Origin of the sequence: Microbacterium oryzae (assembly GCF_030406385.1) — a bacterium.
GTDB lineage: Bacteria > Actinomycetota > Actinomycetes > Actinomycetales > Microbacteriaceae > Microbacterium > Microbacterium oryzae_A.
In genome coordinates this window covers 41,509-55,723 of record NZ_JAUEPM010000009.1, presented here as the reverse complement: position 1 = coordinate 55,723, position 14,215 = coordinate 41,509, and the positions used below count along the sequence as shown (strand labels likewise).

Annotated in this window: 14 protein-coding genes; 11 read left to right on the top strand and 3 right to left on the bottom strand. The window is 69.6% G+C overall.

Translation table 11 applies throughout. The features are described 5' to 3' along the window. Nucleotides 1–5: 5 nt before the first annotated feature. Nucleotides 6–902, bottom strand: coding sequence for a TIGR01777 family oxidoreductase (locus tag QWJ90_RS12960; RefSeq protein ID WP_290108272.1), 897 nt, complete (start codon nucleotides 900–902; stop codon nucleotides 6–8). Next, a complete protein-coding gene (locus QWJ90_RS12955; RefSeq protein ID WP_156241808.1) occupies nucleotides 902–1,324 on the bottom strand; it encodes an OsmC family protein in 423 nt (140 codons plus the stop codon). Before QWJ90_RS12955 ends, QWJ90_RS12960 begins: the two co-directional genes overlap by 1 nt. 118 nt (nucleotides 1,325–1,442) lie before the next feature. Between QWJ90_RS12955 and QWJ90_RS12950 the strand changes: the two genes are divergently transcribed. Together QWJ90_RS12950 and QWJ90_RS12945 are read left to right on the top strand one after the other, a co-directional pair. Further along, on the top strand, nucleotides 1,443–2,246 hold the full coding sequence (locus tag QWJ90_RS12950; protein ID WP_290108271.1) for a thymidylate synthase: 804 nt from the start codon (nucleotides 1,443–1,445) through the stop codon (nucleotides 2,244–2,246). A 3-nt stretch (nucleotides 2,247–2,249) separates the two neighbouring features. Beyond that, nucleotides 2,250–2,753 carry a dihydrofolate reductase gene (locus QWJ90_RS12945; protein WP_290108270.1) on the top strand — a complete coding sequence of 168 codons (504 nt, stop codon included), beginning with the start codon at nucleotides 2,250–2,252 and terminating at the stop codon, nucleotides 2,751–2,753. A gap of 34 nt (nucleotides 2,754–2,787) precedes the next feature. Here the strand turns inward: QWJ90_RS12945 and QWJ90_RS12940 are convergent, their stop codons facing one another. Next, nucleotides 2,788–4,311 (bottom strand): alpha-N-arabinofuranosidase, encoded by a 1,524-nt coding sequence (locus QWJ90_RS12940; protein WP_290108269.1) that lies wholly within the window; start codon nucleotides 4,309–4,311, stop codon nucleotides 2,788–2,790. A 195-nt stretch (nucleotides 4,312–4,506) separates the two neighbouring features. Here QWJ90_RS12940 and QWJ90_RS12935 point away from each other — a divergent pair, with 195 nt between their 5' ends. The 9 genes from QWJ90_RS12935 (at nucleotide 4,507) to recA (ending at nucleotide 14,204) form a co-directional block, all read left to right on the top strand. Continuing rightward, a complete protein-coding gene (locus tag QWJ90_RS12935) occupies nucleotides 4,507–5,529 on the top strand; it encodes a LacI family DNA-binding transcriptional regulator (protein ID WP_290108268.1) in 1,023 nt (340 codons plus the stop codon). A 10-nt stretch (nucleotides 5,530–5,539) separates the two neighbouring features. Next, nucleotides 5,540–6,517, top strand: a complete 978-nt coding sequence (gene dapA, locus QWJ90_RS12930; RefSeq protein ID WP_290108267.1) for a 4-hydroxy-tetrahydrodipicolinate synthase — start codon at nucleotides 5,540–5,542, stop codon at nucleotides 6,515–6,517. Nucleotides 6,518–6,597: 80 nt separating this feature from the next. Next, nucleotides 6,598–8,274, top strand: coding sequence for a ribonuclease J (locus QWJ90_RS12925; RefSeq protein ID WP_290108266.1), 1,677 nt, complete (start codon nucleotides 6,598–6,600; stop codon nucleotides 8,272–8,274). Nucleotides 8,275–8,356: 82 nt separating this feature from the next. Further along, the gene (locus QWJ90_RS12920) at nucleotides 8,357–11,140 is read left to right on the top strand and encodes an FtsK/SpoIIIE family DNA translocase (protein ID WP_290108265.1); all 2,784 of its coding nucleotides are present in this window, start codon (nucleotides 8,357–8,359) and stop codon (nucleotides 11,138–11,140) included. A gap of 12 nt (nucleotides 11,141–11,152) precedes the next feature. Then, complete coding sequence (gene pgsA / locus QWJ90_RS12915) at nucleotides 11,153–11,734, top strand: CDP-diacylglycerol--glycerol-3-phosphate 3-phosphatidyltransferase (protein ID WP_290108264.1); 582 nt, start codon at nucleotides 11,153–11,155, stop codon at nucleotides 11,732–11,734. Beyond that, a complete protein-coding gene (locus QWJ90_RS12910) occupies nucleotides 11,727–12,227 on the top strand; it encodes a CinA family protein (protein ID WP_290108263.1) in 501 nt (166 codons plus the stop codon). Before pgsA ends, QWJ90_RS12910 begins: the two co-directional genes overlap by 8 nt. A gap of 125 nt (nucleotides 12,228–12,352) precedes the next feature. Next, a complete protein-coding gene (locus tag QWJ90_RS12905) occupies nucleotides 12,353–12,667 on the top strand; it encodes a helix-turn-helix domain-containing protein (RefSeq protein WP_156241800.1) in 315 nt (104 codons plus the stop codon). Between the two features lie 5 nt (nucleotides 12,668–12,672). Next, the gene (locus QWJ90_RS12900; protein ID WP_290108262.1) at nucleotides 12,673–12,891 is read left to right on the top strand and encodes a DUF3046 domain-containing protein; all 219 of its coding nucleotides are present in this window, start codon (nucleotides 12,673–12,675) and stop codon (nucleotides 12,889–12,891) included. Nucleotides 12,892–13,148: 257 nt separating this feature from the next. Further along, nucleotides 13,149–14,204: a recombinase RecA gene (gene recA / locus QWJ90_RS12895; RefSeq protein WP_290108261.1), complete on the top strand. Its 1,056-nt coding sequence runs from the start codon at nucleotides 13,149–13,151 to the stop codon at nucleotides 14,202–14,204. Nucleotides 14,205–14,215: the final 11 nt, after the last annotated feature.

Here is a 14,215-nt window from a genome sequence, read left to right as displayed (position 1 = left end):
GAGCCTCAGGCCGGGACGACCGCCGTGATCGCCGCGTCGAGGTCCGGCTGAGTGAAGGCGAAGCCGCTCGCCTCGAGCGCGGCGGGCACCACGTTCGCGTCGATGAGCAGCATGTCGTCGGCGAAGTCGCGGCCGAGCACGGCGCGCACCGCGAACGCCGGCGCGGGCACGGCGAACGGCCGGTGCAGCCGCGCGGCGAGCGCGCGGCCGAAGTCGCTGTAGGTCGTCGCGACGGGGGCGGCGAGGTTCACGGGCCCGGTCATCCGCTGCTCGAGGACATGGCGGATGCCTCGCACCGCGTCGGCGTAGGAGATCCACGCCCAGGTCTGGCGTCCCGAGCCGACGGGGCCGGAGACGCCCGCCTTCGTCAGCGGAATGAGCGGACGCAGCACGGCCTCTGGATGGATCACGGGCGTGGTCCGCAGCAGCGCGACGCGCGGCCCGGCCGCACGCGCGGTCTCCTCCCATTCCGCGCAGAGGCCGGCGAGGAAGCCCGCTCCGGCGGGGTCGGTCTCGGTCCGCGCGCGCCCCTGCACCGAGCCGTAGAACCCGGCCGCGCTGGCGGAGACGAAGAGCGGCGGCTCCGGCAGCTGCGCGAGCGCGCGAGCGAGCACGCGCGTGGGGCTGAAGCGCGACCCCTGCAGCTGCCGCTTGTACGCGGGCGTCCACGGGAAGCGCCCGACGCTGGCGCCGCACAGGTTGACCACGGCCGCCGCGCCGGCGAGCACTGCGGGATCGAGGCTCGGGGCGTCGAGCCATCGGGTCTCGTCCGCCGTGCTCGGGGCACGGCGGACGAGACGGGTCACCTCCACGCCCGATGCGCGCAGATCGTCGACGACGGCGCTGCCGAGGAGCCCGGAGGACCCGGCGACGACCACGCGGGAGAGCGAGGAGGCGGGCATCAGGCCAGGGTCGCCTCGAGCGAGATCTCGATGCCGGCGAGCGCCTGCGAGACGGGGCAGCCCGCCTTGGCCTCCTCGGCGATCTCCTGGAAGCGGTCGGCGTCGAGCCCCGGAACGACCGCGTTGACGTTGAGGTGGCTGCCGGTGATCCCGGTGCCCGGCTTGAACGTCACCGAGGCGGTGGTGTCGACCCGCTCGGGCGGGGTGCCGTTCTCGGCGAGCGCGTTCGACAGCGCCATGCTGAAGCACGACGAGTGCGCGGCCGCGATGAGCTCCTCGGGCGTGGTGGTGCTGTCGGAGCCCTCGCTGCGCGCCTTCCAGTTGACGGGGAAGGTGCCGATGCCGGTCGAGAACGAGACGGTGCCGGAGCCCTCGAAGAGGGAGCCCTCCCACGCGGTGCTGGCTTCGCTGGTGACGGTCATGTCGATCCTCCTGATCGGGGGCGGATGGTCGCGGCCAGCCTATCGACGGGTCCTTCCGGGCGGAACGGCTTGCGCCGAGGGGCTCCGCGGCGTATCCGTCACCGCGTAGCCTGGAGTCATGGCCATCCCCACCCCGTACGAGGATCTCCTCCGTGACGTCCTCGAGCACGGCACGCACAAGGACGACCGCACCGGGACAGGCACCACGAGCGTGTTCGGACGCCAGCTGCGGTACGACCTGAGCGAGGGCTTCCCGCTCATCACGACCAAGCGCGTGCACTTCAAGTCGATCGCGTACGAGCTGCTGTGGTTCCTCCGCGGCGAGTCGAACGTGCGGTGGCTGCAGGAGCACGGCGTCTCCATCTGGGACGAGTGGGCAGACGAGGACGGCGAGCTCGGCCCGGTCTACGGCGTGCAGTGGCGGTCGTGGCCGAGCCCGACGGGGGAGAGCATCGACCAGATCGCGAAGGTCGTCGCGCAGATCGACGACAACCCCGACAGCCGCCGCCACATCGTCACGGCGTGGAACCCCGCCGAGGTCGACAGCATGGCGCTGCCGCCCTGCCACGCGCTCTTCCAGTTCTACGTGGCCGACGGCAGGCTCAGCTGCCAGCTCTACCAGCGCAGCGCGGACCTCTTCCTCGGCGTCCCCTTCAACATCGCCTCGTACGCGCTGCTGACGCTCATGGTCGCGCAGCAGACCGGCCTCGAGCCCGGCGACTTCGTCTGGACCGGCGGCGACTGCCACATCTACGATAACCACCGCGAGCAGGTCGCGGAGCAGCTGACCCGCGAGCCGTACCCGTACCCGCGGCTGAGCTTCGCGCGCACGCCCGCGTCGCTCTTCGACTACGCCTACGAGGACTTCGTCGTCGAGGACTACCGACACCACCCCGCCATCCGCGCGGCCGTGGCCGTCTGAGCCATGCCCATCCGTTCGATCTGGGCCCAGTCCCGCACCCGTGCGATCGGCGCGGACGGCGGCATGCTCTGGCACGTCCCCGAGGACATGGCGTTCTTCAAGCGCGCCACCGTCGGGATGCCCGTCGTGATGGGTCGGAAGACCTGGCTCTCGTTCCCCGAGCAGTTCCGCCCCCTGCCCGATCGGCCCAACATCGTCATCACGCGCGACGAGGGCTTCTCCGCCGACGGCGCGCAGGTCGTGCACTCGCTCGACGAGGGGCTGAGCGCGGCGACCGAGATCGACGACGAGGTGTGGATCGTCGGCGGCGCCCAGATCTACGCGCAGTCCATGGACGTCGTCGACGAGCTGTGGGTGACCGAGATCGACACCGACGCGGATGGCGACGCCTACGCCCCCGAGATCGACTCCCGCTGGGAGATCGCCCGGTCGGATCCGGACGACGGCTCGTGGCTCGTCAGCCGCACCGGCACGCGCTACCGCTTCCTCGTGTATCGGCGCGCGTGAGCGCGCCGCCCCTGCCTCCGGCTCGGATCGGCGATCAGACGCCGAGCTGAATGCTCACCGTCGCGTACGAGTGGGCAGGCAGTTCGATCTGGAGTCCCCGCTCGTGTCGTCGCACCCCGTCGAAGTCGACGGGAGCGACCTGGTCGGGCTCACCCGGCACGTTGTGCGCAGCGGTGCTCTCCGCGGTGAGCAGACGGGCCGACCAGCCCTCGATCGACCTGCCGCGCAGGTCGAGAACGACCATGCGGGCTTCGCTCACGTCGAGGTTGGACAGCGACACCAGCGCGACGTCGTCCTTCGTGGAAGCCGATGCGGAGATGAGCGGCAGGTCGCGACCGTCGACGAAACGCGTGTCACCGTCGACGACGTGTGCGTCGAGCGCCCGCGCGTCATGATGGCCGACGTTCATCGCGAACACGTGGAAAGTGGGTGTGCGCACGAGCGCGCCCGTCTCGGGGTCGGTGAGCAGCATCGCCTGCAGCACATTCACGGTCTGAGCGATGTTCGCCATGACGAGCCGATCAGCGTGGCGATGGAAGGCGTCGAAGTGGACGCTCGCGACGAGGGCGTCCCGCAGGGTGTTCTGCTGATAGAGGAATCCCGGATTGGTTCCGGGCTCCACGTCCCACCACGTGCCCCACTCGTCGAGAACGAGGCCCACGCGCTTGCGCGGATCGTGCCGGTCCATGACGGTGCTGTGCCGTGTGAGCAGCTGTTCGATCCGGAACGCGCGCGAGAGTGCGAGATACCATTCGTCCTCGTCGAAGTCCGTCGCCGACCCCTTGCGCTCCCAAGGGCCCGTCATCGTGTAGTAGTGGAGCGAGACCGCCTGATAGGGCGACGAGCCCTGTCCGTCGCAGCCGAGACACCCGAGCGCCTTCATGAGCGCCTCCGTCCAGTCCAGGTCGTCCACGTTGGCGCCTGCGGCGATGCGATACACCCGGTTCTCGCCGTGGTCGCGCACGTAGGTGGCGTACTGGCGAGCGAGATCGGCGTACGCCTCGGCTCGCATGTTCCCGCCGCAGCCCCAGGCCTCATTGCCGATCCCGAAGAACGGCACGCGCCACGGCTCGTCGCGGCCGTTCTCACGACGCAGGACGGCCATCGGGGAGTCATCGGCCCGCGTGAGGTACTCGATCCACTCGCTCATCTCGCGCACGGTCCCCGAGCCGACGTTGCCGTTCACGTAGGCGTCGGCACCGAGCAGCTCGCAGAGTCGCATGAACTCGTGAGTGCCGAACGAGTTGTCCTCCACGATGTCGCCCCAGTGCGAGTTGACCATCCGCGGACGGCTTTCGCGGGGTCCGACGCCGTCGCGCCAGTGATAGTCGTCGGCGAAGCAGCCGCCCGGCCAGCGGAGGTTCGGAATCGCGAGCTCGCGAAGCGCTTCGACGACGTCCAGACGGATGCCGGCTTCGTTCGCGATCTCGGAGTCCTCACCCACGAAGAACCCGCCGTAGATGGAGCGCCCCAGGTGCTCGGCGAAGTGCCCGTACAGGTGGCGGCTGATCGTTCCGCCGGGCAGGTCGAGGTCGATGACGATGCGCGTGGATGACATGAAGTCCTCTCGTGTCGGGTGTCGGCCTTCGATGCAGCCCGCGCGCGGGCTGCTGACGACATGGCGCGGAAGAGAAGGCGGAGAAGCGGGGTGATTGAACGATAGATCATCCTTCGGCGGGAGGGGAAGCCTCAGTTCGGAATGCGGCCACTCGGTATGGTCGGGGTGCGGGAAGAGCGACCGAGGGAGCCGCGCATGGTCACGATGAGCGACGTCGCGTCAGCCGCGGGGGTGTCGGTCATGACGGTCTCCAACGTCCTCAACGAGCGGGGACGCGTGAGTGCGCAGACGCGGCTGCGAGTGCTCGAGAAGGTGAAGGAGACCGGGTACGAGATCGACCTGACCGCGCGACGCCTGCGCGCGGGCCGCACCGACACCGTCGCACTCGTGGTTCCGCACTTCGACCACGCATACTTCGGCGAGCTCGCCGCCCGCCTCGCCCCTGCCTTCGGGGCGAAGGGCAAGCACCTCGTCGTGGAGCAGAGCGGGGCGAGCAGAGAGGGCGAGCTGGCTGCGCTCTCCGCTGCGAGGCTGCGGATGTACGACGGAGTGCTCCTCAGCGCGGTCGGGCTGAGCTTCGAGGATCTGGATCGGATCTCGGTGCGGACGCCGATCGTCCTGCTCGGGGAGCAGCGGGTGCCCGAGCGGTTCGATCACATCACGATGGCCAACGCGGAGGGCGCTCGGCTGGCGACCGCGCGGCTTCTCGAGAGCGGCGCCCGCCGTATCGCGATCGTCGGCGGAGAGGAGCCGTCCCGCGCTCCTTCCATGGCGAGCCAGCGAACCCGGGGGTGGGAGAGAGCGCACGTCGAACTCGGCGCCGACGCGGATCGCGGACTGGTCGTCCAGCTGCGCCCGCACGACGCCCCGACAGCGCGGGACGCGATCCGGAAGATGCTCGAGCGGGATGAGCGCGTGGATGCCGTGTTCGCGGTCACCGATCAGGTCGGAATCGGCGTCGTCGCGGGCCTGACGGACATGGGCCTCCGTGTTCCGGATGACCTGCAGGTCATCGGATTCGACGACCTCGCCCTGGCCCGTCACGTGGCAGGCGGCCTCTCATCCGTCGACCCCGGGTCGGACTGGATCGCGGCTCAGGCGGTGGATATCCTCGAGGCGCGCATGGCCGGAGCAGCTTTCGCGCCGCGTCACCTCGTGAGCCCGGTTCGTCTCGTGCTCAGGGGCACGACGAAGGCGGCGCCTGCGGCGAGACGATAACCTTGATCCCATGACGCACTCGGGAAACCCCTTCGGACAGGTGCTCGTCGCGCTCGTCACGCCGATGACCGCGGACGGCGAAGTGGACTGGCCCGGCGTCGAGAAGCTCATCGACGCGTGCATCCAGCAGGGTGCGGACGGCATCGTCGTGACCGGGACGACGGGGGAGACCTCGACCCTCACCGACGCCGAGAAGCTGCGTCTGGTCGAGGTCGGCAAGGACGTCGCCGCCGGCCGCGCGAAGATCATCACCGGCGGCGGCTCGAACGAGACCGCCCACGCCATCGACCTCTATCAGAAGAGCGAGAAGGCGGGTGCCGACGGCATCATGATCGTCACCCCGTACTACAACAAGCCGACGCAGGCCGGCGTGCTCACGCACTTCCGCCTCATCGCCGACTCGACCGACCTGCCGGTCATCATGTACGACATCCCGGGCCGCACCGGCATCCCGCTGAAGTACGAGACGATCCTCCGCCTCGCCAAGCACCCGAACATCCTCGCCGTGAAGGATGCCAAGGGCGACCTCAGCGAGGTGAGCCGCGTGCTCAACCAGACCGACCTCATGTACTTCTCGGGCGACGATGCCAACGTCCTGCCCGAGCTCGCCATCGGCGCCACCGGCCTCATCGGCGTCACCGCCAACATCGCGTCCGGCCCGTACCGCACCATCGTCGACGCCGTGAACCGCGGCGACCTCGCCGCGGCCACCGAGCAGCACAAGCGGCTCGAGCCGCTCGTGCGCGCGGTGATGACGCATGTCCCCGGCACCGTTGCGGCGAAGTACATCCTCCACGGCCTCGGCCGCATCTCGAGCCCCCGCGTCCGCCTGCCCCTCGTCGGGCCGGAGGAGTGGGAGGCGGCGGTGATCGAGGAGGAGCTCGCCCTCGTGAAGGACGTCGACGGCGTGGACTTCTCCAACTTCCGCCCCGACCGCAACGCGGCCGCCGGCGGCGCGCTCCCCAAGGTGCCCGGCACCACCCGCTGACTTTCCGCGGCGGCACTGGTCGTCGCGACAACACCGAAAACGACGAACCGGATGCCGATGGGCATCCCGGAAGGCGGACGATGTCCACACCGGTTGCTCCTCCCGCAGACCTCACCCCCGGAACGCTGCGGGTCACTCCGCTCGGCGGTCTCGGCGAGGTGGGTCGCAACATGACCACCTACGAGATCGACGGCGAGATCCTCATCGTCGACTGCGGCGTCCTCTTCCCTGAGGAGCACCAGCCGGGCGTGGACCTGATCCTGCCCGACATGGAGCCGTTGCGCGGCCGCCTCGACGACGTGGTGGGCATCGTGCTCACGCACGGGCACGAGGACCACATCGGCGCCGTGCCGTACCTGCTCAAGAAGCGCCCGGACATCCCCATCATCGGCTCCGCGCTGACGCTGGCGCTGGTCTCGGCGAAGCTCAAGGAGCATCGGATCTCTCCCGCCGCCCACGTCGTCAAGGAGGGCGAGCGCTGGGAGATGGGTCCGTTCGAGCTGGAGTTCATCGCGGTGAACCACTCGATCCCCGACGCCCTGGCCGTCGCCATCCGGACGGAGGCGGGCCTCGTCCTGCACACCGGCGACTTCAAGATGGACCAGCTGCCGCTCGACGGCCGCATCACCGACCTTCGCGCCTTCGCGCGCCTGGGCGAGGAGGGCGTCGACCTCTTCCTGCCCGACTCCACCAATGCCGACGTTCCCGGGTTCACACCCGCCGAGCGCCAGATCGGCCCCGTGCTCGACCAGGTCATCTCGAAGACCAAGGGCCGCGTCATCGTCGCGAGCTTCTCGAGCCACGTGCACCGCGTGCAGCAGGTGCTCGACGCCGCCGCCGCGAACGGCCGCCGCGTCGCGCTCCTCGGCCGCAGCATGGTGCGCAACATGACGATCGCCGCGGACCTCGGGTACCTCAACGTGCCCGACGGCGTGCTCGTCGACTACAAGAAGGCGCGGGACATCCCCGATCACCGGATCGTCTACATGTCGACGGGGTCGCAGGGCGAGCCCATGGCCGTGCTCAGCCGGATGGCCAACCTCGACCACGAGATCGAGCCGGGCGAGGGCGACACCGTCATCCTCGCCTCGAGCCTCATCCCCGGCAACGAGAACGCGGTCTACCGGGTCATCGACGGCCTGACGAAGCTCGGCGCGAACGTCGTGCACAAGGCCAACGCCAAGGTGCATGTGTCTGGTCACGCCGCGGCGGGCGAGCTGCTGTACTGCTACAACATCCTCAAGCCGAAGAACGTGCTCCCCGTCCACGGCGAGTACCGCCACCTCATGGCGAGCGCCAAGCTCGCCCAGGACACCGGCATCGCGCCCGAGCGCACGATCCTCGGCTCCAACGGCACCGTCGTCGACCTGAAGAACGGCGTCGCCCGGGTGACCGGCCAGCTCGACCTCGGGTTCGTGTACGTCGACGGCTCGAGCGTCGGTGCGATCACCGACGCCGACCTCAAAGACCGGCGCACGCTCGGCGAGGAGGGCTTCGTCTCGGTCATCGTCGTCGTCGACGCCCAGACCGGGAAGATCGTCACCGGCCCGGAGATCCACGCCCGCGGCATCGCCGAGGAGGACCGCGTCTTCGACAAGGTGAAGCCGAAGATCGTCGCGGCGCTCGAAGAGGCAGCGCAGAAGGGCGTGCGCGACAACCACGCGCTGTCGCAGATCATCCGCCGCACCATCGGCCGCTGGGTGAACCAGTCGCTGCGCCGGCGCCCGATGATCGTGCCGCTCGTCATCGAGGCCTGATCGCGACGCGGATCGGGGCGGGATCCCGCCCCGATCCGCGTCGCTCCGGGCGGATGTCGGGCGGGGGACGTACCGTGGAGCAATGCCACGTACGTCCGCCGCGTCCAAGACCCCCGGAGCCTCCGCCGGCCGGGGAGCCTCGAAGGCGGCCGCGCGCCCGCGCAAGAAGGCGGAGCCCGCGCCGCAGCGCTACATCGACGAGAGCGACCGGCCGTCGCCCGTGGTGCGCGGCTGGAACGGGCTCGCCCGCGCGGTCGGCGGGCTGTTCCGCGCGTTCGGCCCCGAGGTGCTGGAGAAGGACCAGCGGCGCGACGGCTTCCCGCTGCTGCTCGTGCTCCTCGCCGTCATCGGCGCGGTCGTGGAGTGGTTCCTGATTGGGAACCCCGTGGCCGCCAGCATCAGCAGCTACACCTTCGGCGCCCTCATCGGGCGCGCGGCATTCGTGTTCCCTGTGCTGCTCCTGCTCCTGGCCGGCTGGCTCTTCCGCCATCCCTCGTCGGTCAACGACAACGGACGGGTCGGCATCGGCTTCGGCATGCTCACGGTCACGATCGCGGGCTTCCTCCACGTCGCCGGCGGTCGCCCGAAGCCGGTCGACGGCGTGGTCGTGCTCAGCGAGGCGGGCGGCCTCTTCGGCTGGCTGGTGGCCGAGGCCATGGCCTACCTCATCACCGACGTGGGCGCGTACATCGTGCTGTCGCTCCTGGCCGTGCTGAGCCTCCTCATCATCACCAAGACGCCCCCGAACCGGATCCTCACGCGCCTGGGCGATCTGTACCTGTGGTTGTTCGACGCCGAGCGTACGCCGCGCGAGGAGAAGCCGGAGAAGCCCGCGAAGGGCGCCACGGCCCCGACGAAGGTGCTCGATCAGGACGAGGGCGACGCAGAGTCGAACGTGCCGTGGTGGCGTCGGAACAAGTCCGGCCGCGAGGAGGACCCCGAGGTCGTCTCCGAGCCGCAGGACCTCACCGAGCTGCTCACCGACCAGAGCGATCGCGGGTACCACCAGGCCATCGTCACCTCGGAGAGCGCCGCCGCGCCCGCCGATGCGGTGACCGAGGCGATCTCGGAGTCCGTCGTCGCAGGCCTCCGTGACGACGCCGAGGCCCGCACCGCGCTCGTGGGCGACGGCGACGACCTCGAGGACGACGACCTCCCGGGCTTCACCGGGTTCGGCACGGACGGCCCCGGCGGACGCGGGCCGCAGCCGCCGTCGCAGCCGTACGTGCTGCCGTCCCCTGGGGCGCTCGCGGCCGGTCCGCCTGCCGTCGCCCATTCGGAGTCGAACGACCGCGTCGTCGCGCAGATCACCAGCGTGTTCGAGCAGTTCAAGGTCGACGCCAGCGTCACGGGGTTCTCGCGTGGTCCGACCGTGACGCAGTACGAGATCGAGCTCGGCCCCGGGGTCAAGGTCGAGAAGATCACCCAGCTGTCGAACAACATCTCCTACGCGGTGGCGTCGAACGACGTGCGGATCCTCGCCCCGATCCCCGGCAAGAGCGCGATCGGCGTGGAGATCCCGAACGCCGACCGCGAGACCGTCGCTCTCGGCGACGTGCTCCGCTCGCCCGCCGCGCAGAAGTCCACGCACCCGCTCACCATCGGCGTCGGCAAGGACGTCGGCGGCGGGTTCGTCCTGGCGAACCTCGCGAAGATGCCGCACCTCCTCGTGGCCGGCTCGACGGGCTCCGGAAAGTCCAGCTTCGTCAACTCGATGATCACCAGCCTTCTCATGCGCGCGAAGCCCAGCGAGGTGCGCATGGTGCTCATCGACCCCAAGCGCGTGGAGCTGACGAACTACGCCGGCGTCCCGCACCTCATCACGCCCATCATCACCAACGCGAAGAAGGCCGCCGAGGCCCTGCAGTGGGTGGTGAAGGAGATGGACATGCGGTACGACGACCTCGCGTCGTTCGGGTTCCGCCACATCGACGACTTCAACCGCGCCGTGGTGGCCGGCGATGTCGACGTGCCGGCCGGCAGCGAGCGGGTCCTCAAGCCCTACCCGTACCTCCTCGTGGTCGTCGACGAGCTCGCCGACCTCATGATGGTGGCCCCGCGTGACGTCGAGGACTCGATCGTGCGCATCACGCAGCTCGCGCGGGCCTCCGGCATCCACCTCGTGCTGGCGACGCAGCGCCCCTCCGTCGACGTCGTGACGGGCCTGATCAAGGCGAACGTGCCATCCCGCCTCGCCTTCGCCGTGACCAGCGTCACCGACAGCCGCGTCATCCTCGACCAGCCCGGCGCCGACAAGCTCATCGGCCAGGGCGACGCCCTGTTCTCGCCGATGGGGTCGTCCAAGGCGCTGCGCGTGCAGGGTGCGTGGGTCACCGAGGACGAGATCGAGAAGGTCGTCGCGCACGTCACGGGACAGGCGCGTCCGGAGTACCGCTCCGACGTGGCGGAGGCGCTGGAGCCGAAGAAGAAGGAGGTCGACGAGGACATCGGCGACGACCTCGAGCTCCTCCTGGCCGCCGCCGAGCTCATCGTGTCCAGCCAGTTCGGCTCCACCTCGATGCTGCAGCGCAAGCTCCGCGTCGGGTTCGCGAAGGCCGGGCGCCTGATGGACCTGCTCGAGTCGCGCGAGATCGTCGGCCCGTCCGAGGGCTCGAAGGCGCGCGACGTGCTGGTCAAGCCCGAGCAGCTCGCGGGTGTGCTCGCGAAGCTGCGCGGCGAGGAGCCGCCGGCGGAGCAGACCGCGGGTGCGGCGGAGGAGAAGCCCGCTGCCGTCGCGGTTCCGGCCGACGAAGACCGCTACGCGCAGGACCCGATCGAGGCGCAGTTCGCCGGCCACGAGACGGTCGACGAGAGCGAGTCGGAAGACGCCTGGAGTCTCACCGGGCGTGACGAGCCGCGGTACTGAGAGACTGAGGCCATGGCCATCCCGCGGCAGCTGCCGAACATCCTCACCGTCGTGCGCATCCCGCTCGCGGTCGTGTTCTTCATCGTGCTGCTCGCGGGCGGCCGCCTGGGCGAGCACGACCTCGCGTTGCGGTGGGTCGCGGCCGTGCTGTTCATCGTGGCGATCTCGACGGACTGGGTCGACGGCTATCTCGCCCGCCGGTACGACCTCGTCAGCGACTTCGGCAAGCTCTGGGATCCGATCGCCGACAAGCTCCTCACCGGAGCCGCCTTCGTCGGTCTCGCGATCCTCGACGAGATGCCGTGGTGGATGGTCGTGGTCATCCTGGTGAGGGAGTGGGGGATCACGATCCACCGGTTCGTCGTCGCGCGACAGCACGTCGTCGCGGCGGCCTGGATGGGCAAGATGAAGACCGCCTTCCAGGGCGTGGCGCTCGGCTGGGCGCTGCTGCCGATCTGGCTCGTCATCGGCGAGGGCGGCTTCTCGCTCGTCACGCAGGTCCTGATGTGGGTGGTCGTGGTCCTCACGGTCGCCAGCGGAATCGACTATGTCGTCGCGCAGGTGCGCGGCGCGAAGGGCAAGACGCATGAGTGAGATCGAACGCGAGACCCTCGCGGTGGCGAATGAGCTGCTGCGGCGCCTGAGCGCGCGCAACTGGAGCATCGGGACGGCGGAGTCGCTCACCGGCGGGCTGCTGGCGTCGGCGATCATCGACGTGCCCGGGTCGTCGCAGCGGATGCGGGGCGGGGTCGTGGCGTACGACACCACGATCAAGCAGACCGTGCTCGGTGTCGATGAGGACCTGCTTGCAGCGGAAGGCGCCGTGCACCCCGACGTGGCCCGGCAGATGGCGCTCGGCGTGCGACGCGTCCTGTCGCTTGCAGACGAGGAGACGATGGTGGGGCTCGCCACGACGGGCATCGCCGGCCCGGTCTCGCCCGACGGTCAGCCGGTCGGCACCGTGCACGTGGCCGTCGCCACGCCCGACCGCATCGTCGTCTCCTCCCACCTCTTCGACGGCGACCGCGAGGAGATCCGCGCGCAGTCGGTGCTCGCCGCGCTGGATCTCGCCGTCGCAGAGATCTGAGGGCCATCGCTCGGCGGATTCTCGGCCAGAGCGCTCGCCCTCGTCCTGTCAAGCGGGATTAAAGTGGGTTCACCCGCGTTGTACTCTTATGCACCCGGTGATACGCCAGTGAGGAGGGGATAGTCATGATTCTGGTTCGTCAGGAGATCGGCGACGTGCTGCGCGGCTTCCGCCAGCAGAAGGGCCAGACCCTCCGACAGGTGGCCAGCAAGGCCAGTGTCGCGCTCGGATACCTCAGCGAGGTCGAGCGCGGACAGAAGGAGGCCTCGAGCGAGATCCTCGCGTCGGTGGCCGAGGCGCTCGACGTCCCCATCTCGACGATCTACCGCACCGTCGGCGACCGCATCGCGGTGCTCGAGGGGCTCGACGTGCCTTCGTTCCCCGACGTGGTGCCCGACGACCTCATCGCCGAGGTCGGCCCCGAGCTGTCCTACCGCTGACCCGGATGCGCAGAAGCGAGTTCCTGCGCGCGGTCGACGAGGAGTTCGGCGGCCGCGCGTCGTCGCTGGTCAGCGACCTCGTGCTCACCGGGATCGGCCGCACCGCCCAGGAGGCCCTCGACGAGGGAGTTCCGCCGCAGGAGATCTGGCTGGCGCTGTGCGCCGACACCGACGTGCCGCCCTCGCGACGGTACGGAGCGGGGCGTCAGGAGCCGCGGCGCTGAGTCGCCGATGTTCGAGGCTCGGCGAGTCTGATCACGGCGTGTCGTCGAAAATCCGTTCGACGCGGGCGTAGCCTCGTGCACAACGTGGTTGCGAGGCGTCGGCCCTCCACAGACACGGTGCCCCGACGGCAATGTCGGTGGCCCTCCGTAGCGTGGTGATCGGCACCAGCGCCACGCGCCTTGTCGCAGCAGCCGGCCATCCGGTCGGGGCGCGACAGCCTACAGGCGGCGGCACACGAGTGGATAAGGAACAGGAAATGCCCGCACCAGCAGACCGCGAGAAGGCCCTCGAATCGGCTCTCGCGCAGATCGACAAGCAGTTCGGCAAGGGCTCGGTCATGCGACTGGGCAGCGACGAGCGCGCTCCCGTCGAGGTCATCCCCACGGGGTCCATCGCCCTGGACGTCGCCCTCGGGATCGGCGGAATCCCTCGCGGCCGCATCATCGAGATCTACGGACCGGAGTCGTCGGGTAAGACGACGCTGACCCTGCACGCGATCGCCAACGCGCAGCGCGCCGGCGGCATCGCCGCGTTCATCGACGCCGAGCACGCGCTCGACCCCGAGTACGCGCAGAAGCTCGGCGTCGACATCGACCAGCTTCTCGTCTCGCAGCCCGACACGGGCGAGCAGGCGCTGGAGATCGCCGACATGCTCATCCGCTCGGGCGCGATCGACCTCGTCGTGATCGACTCCGTCGCCGCGCTCGTGCCGCGCGCGGAGATCGAGGGCGAGATGGGCGACTCCCACGTCGGCCTGCAGGCGCGCCTCATGTCGCAGGCCCTCCGCAAGCTCACGGGCGGTCTGAACCAGACGAAGACCACCGCGATCTTCATCAACCAGCTTCGCGAGAAGATCGGCGTCTTCTTCGGATCGCCGGAGACCACCGCGGGCGGCAAGGCGCTGAAGTTCTACGCCTCCGTGCGCATGGACATCCGCCGCATCGAGACCCTGAAGGACGGCACGGATGCAGTGGGCAACCGCACACGCGTGAAGGTCGTCAAGAACAAGATGGCGCCGCCCTTCAAGCAGGCCGAGTTCGACATCCTCTACGGGGTCGGAATCTCCCGCGAGGGCAGCCTCATCGACTTCGGCGTCGATCACGGCATCGTGAAGAAGTCGGGATCCTGGTACACCTACGACGGTGATCAGCTGGGGCAGGGCAAGGAGAACGCCCGCAACTTCCTCATCAAGAACGCCGACGTCGCCCTCGAGATCGAGAACAAGATCAAGGACAAGCTCGGCATCGGCCAGCGTCCGGCGGTCGAGGAGGCGCCGGTGGCTCCCGCTGAGCCCGCCCGACGCACGGCGTGAGGCCTGACTCA

Bases quoted from the DNA above. Each gene is read 5' to 3' on its own strand.
- QWJ90_RS12900 (WP_290108262.1), top strand. From the start codon at position 12,673: ATGCGCAGAAGCGAGTTCCTGCGCGCGGTCGACGAGGAGTTCGGCGGC.
- QWJ90_RS12955 (WP_156241808.1), bottom strand. From the start codon at position 1,324: ATGACCGTCACCAGCGAAGCCAGCACCGCGTGGGAGGGCTCCCTCTTC.
- QWJ90_RS12945 (WP_290108270.1), top strand. From the start codon at position 2,250: ATGCCCATCCGTTCGATCTGGGCCCAGTCCCGCACCCGTGCGATCGGC.
- dapA (WP_290108267.1), top strand. From the start codon at position 5,540: ATGACGCACTCGGGAAACCCCTTCGGACAGGTGCTCGTCGCGCTCGTC.
- QWJ90_RS12950 (WP_290108271.1), top strand. From the start codon at position 1,443: ATGGCCATCCCCACCCCGTACGAGGATCTCCTCCGTGACGTCCTCGAG.
- QWJ90_RS12940 (WP_290108269.1), bottom strand. From the start codon at position 4,311: ATGTCATCCACGCGCATCGTCATCGACCTCGACCTGCCCGGCGGAACG.
- recA (WP_290108261.1), top strand. From the start codon at position 13,149: ATGCCCGCACCAGCAGACCGCGAGAAGGCCCTCGAATCGGCTCTCGCG.
- QWJ90_RS12920 (WP_290108265.1), top strand. From the start codon at position 8,357: ATGCCACGTACGTCCGCCGCGTCCAAGACCCCCGGAGCCTCCGCCGGC.
- QWJ90_RS12925 (WP_290108266.1), top strand. From the start codon at position 6,598: ATGTCCACACCGGTTGCTCCTCCCGCAGACCTCACCCCCGGAACGCTG.
- pgsA (WP_290108264.1), top strand. From the start codon at position 11,153: ATGGCCATCCCGCGGCAGCTGCCGAACATCCTCACCGTCGTGCGCATC.
- QWJ90_RS12905 (WP_156241800.1), top strand. From the start codon at position 12,353: ATGATTCTGGTTCGTCAGGAGATCGGCGACGTGCTGCGCGGCTTCCGC.
- QWJ90_RS12935 (WP_290108268.1), top strand. From the start codon at position 4,507: ATGGTCACGATGAGCGACGTCGCGTCAGCCGCGGGGGTGTCGGTCATG.
- QWJ90_RS12910 (WP_290108263.1), top strand. From the start codon at position 11,727: ATGAGTGAGATCGAACGCGAGACCCTCGCGGTGGCGAATGAGCTGCTG.
- QWJ90_RS12960 (WP_290108272.1), bottom strand. From the start codon at position 902: ATGCCCGCCTCCTCGCTCTCCCGCGTGGTCGTCGCCGGGTCCTCCGGG.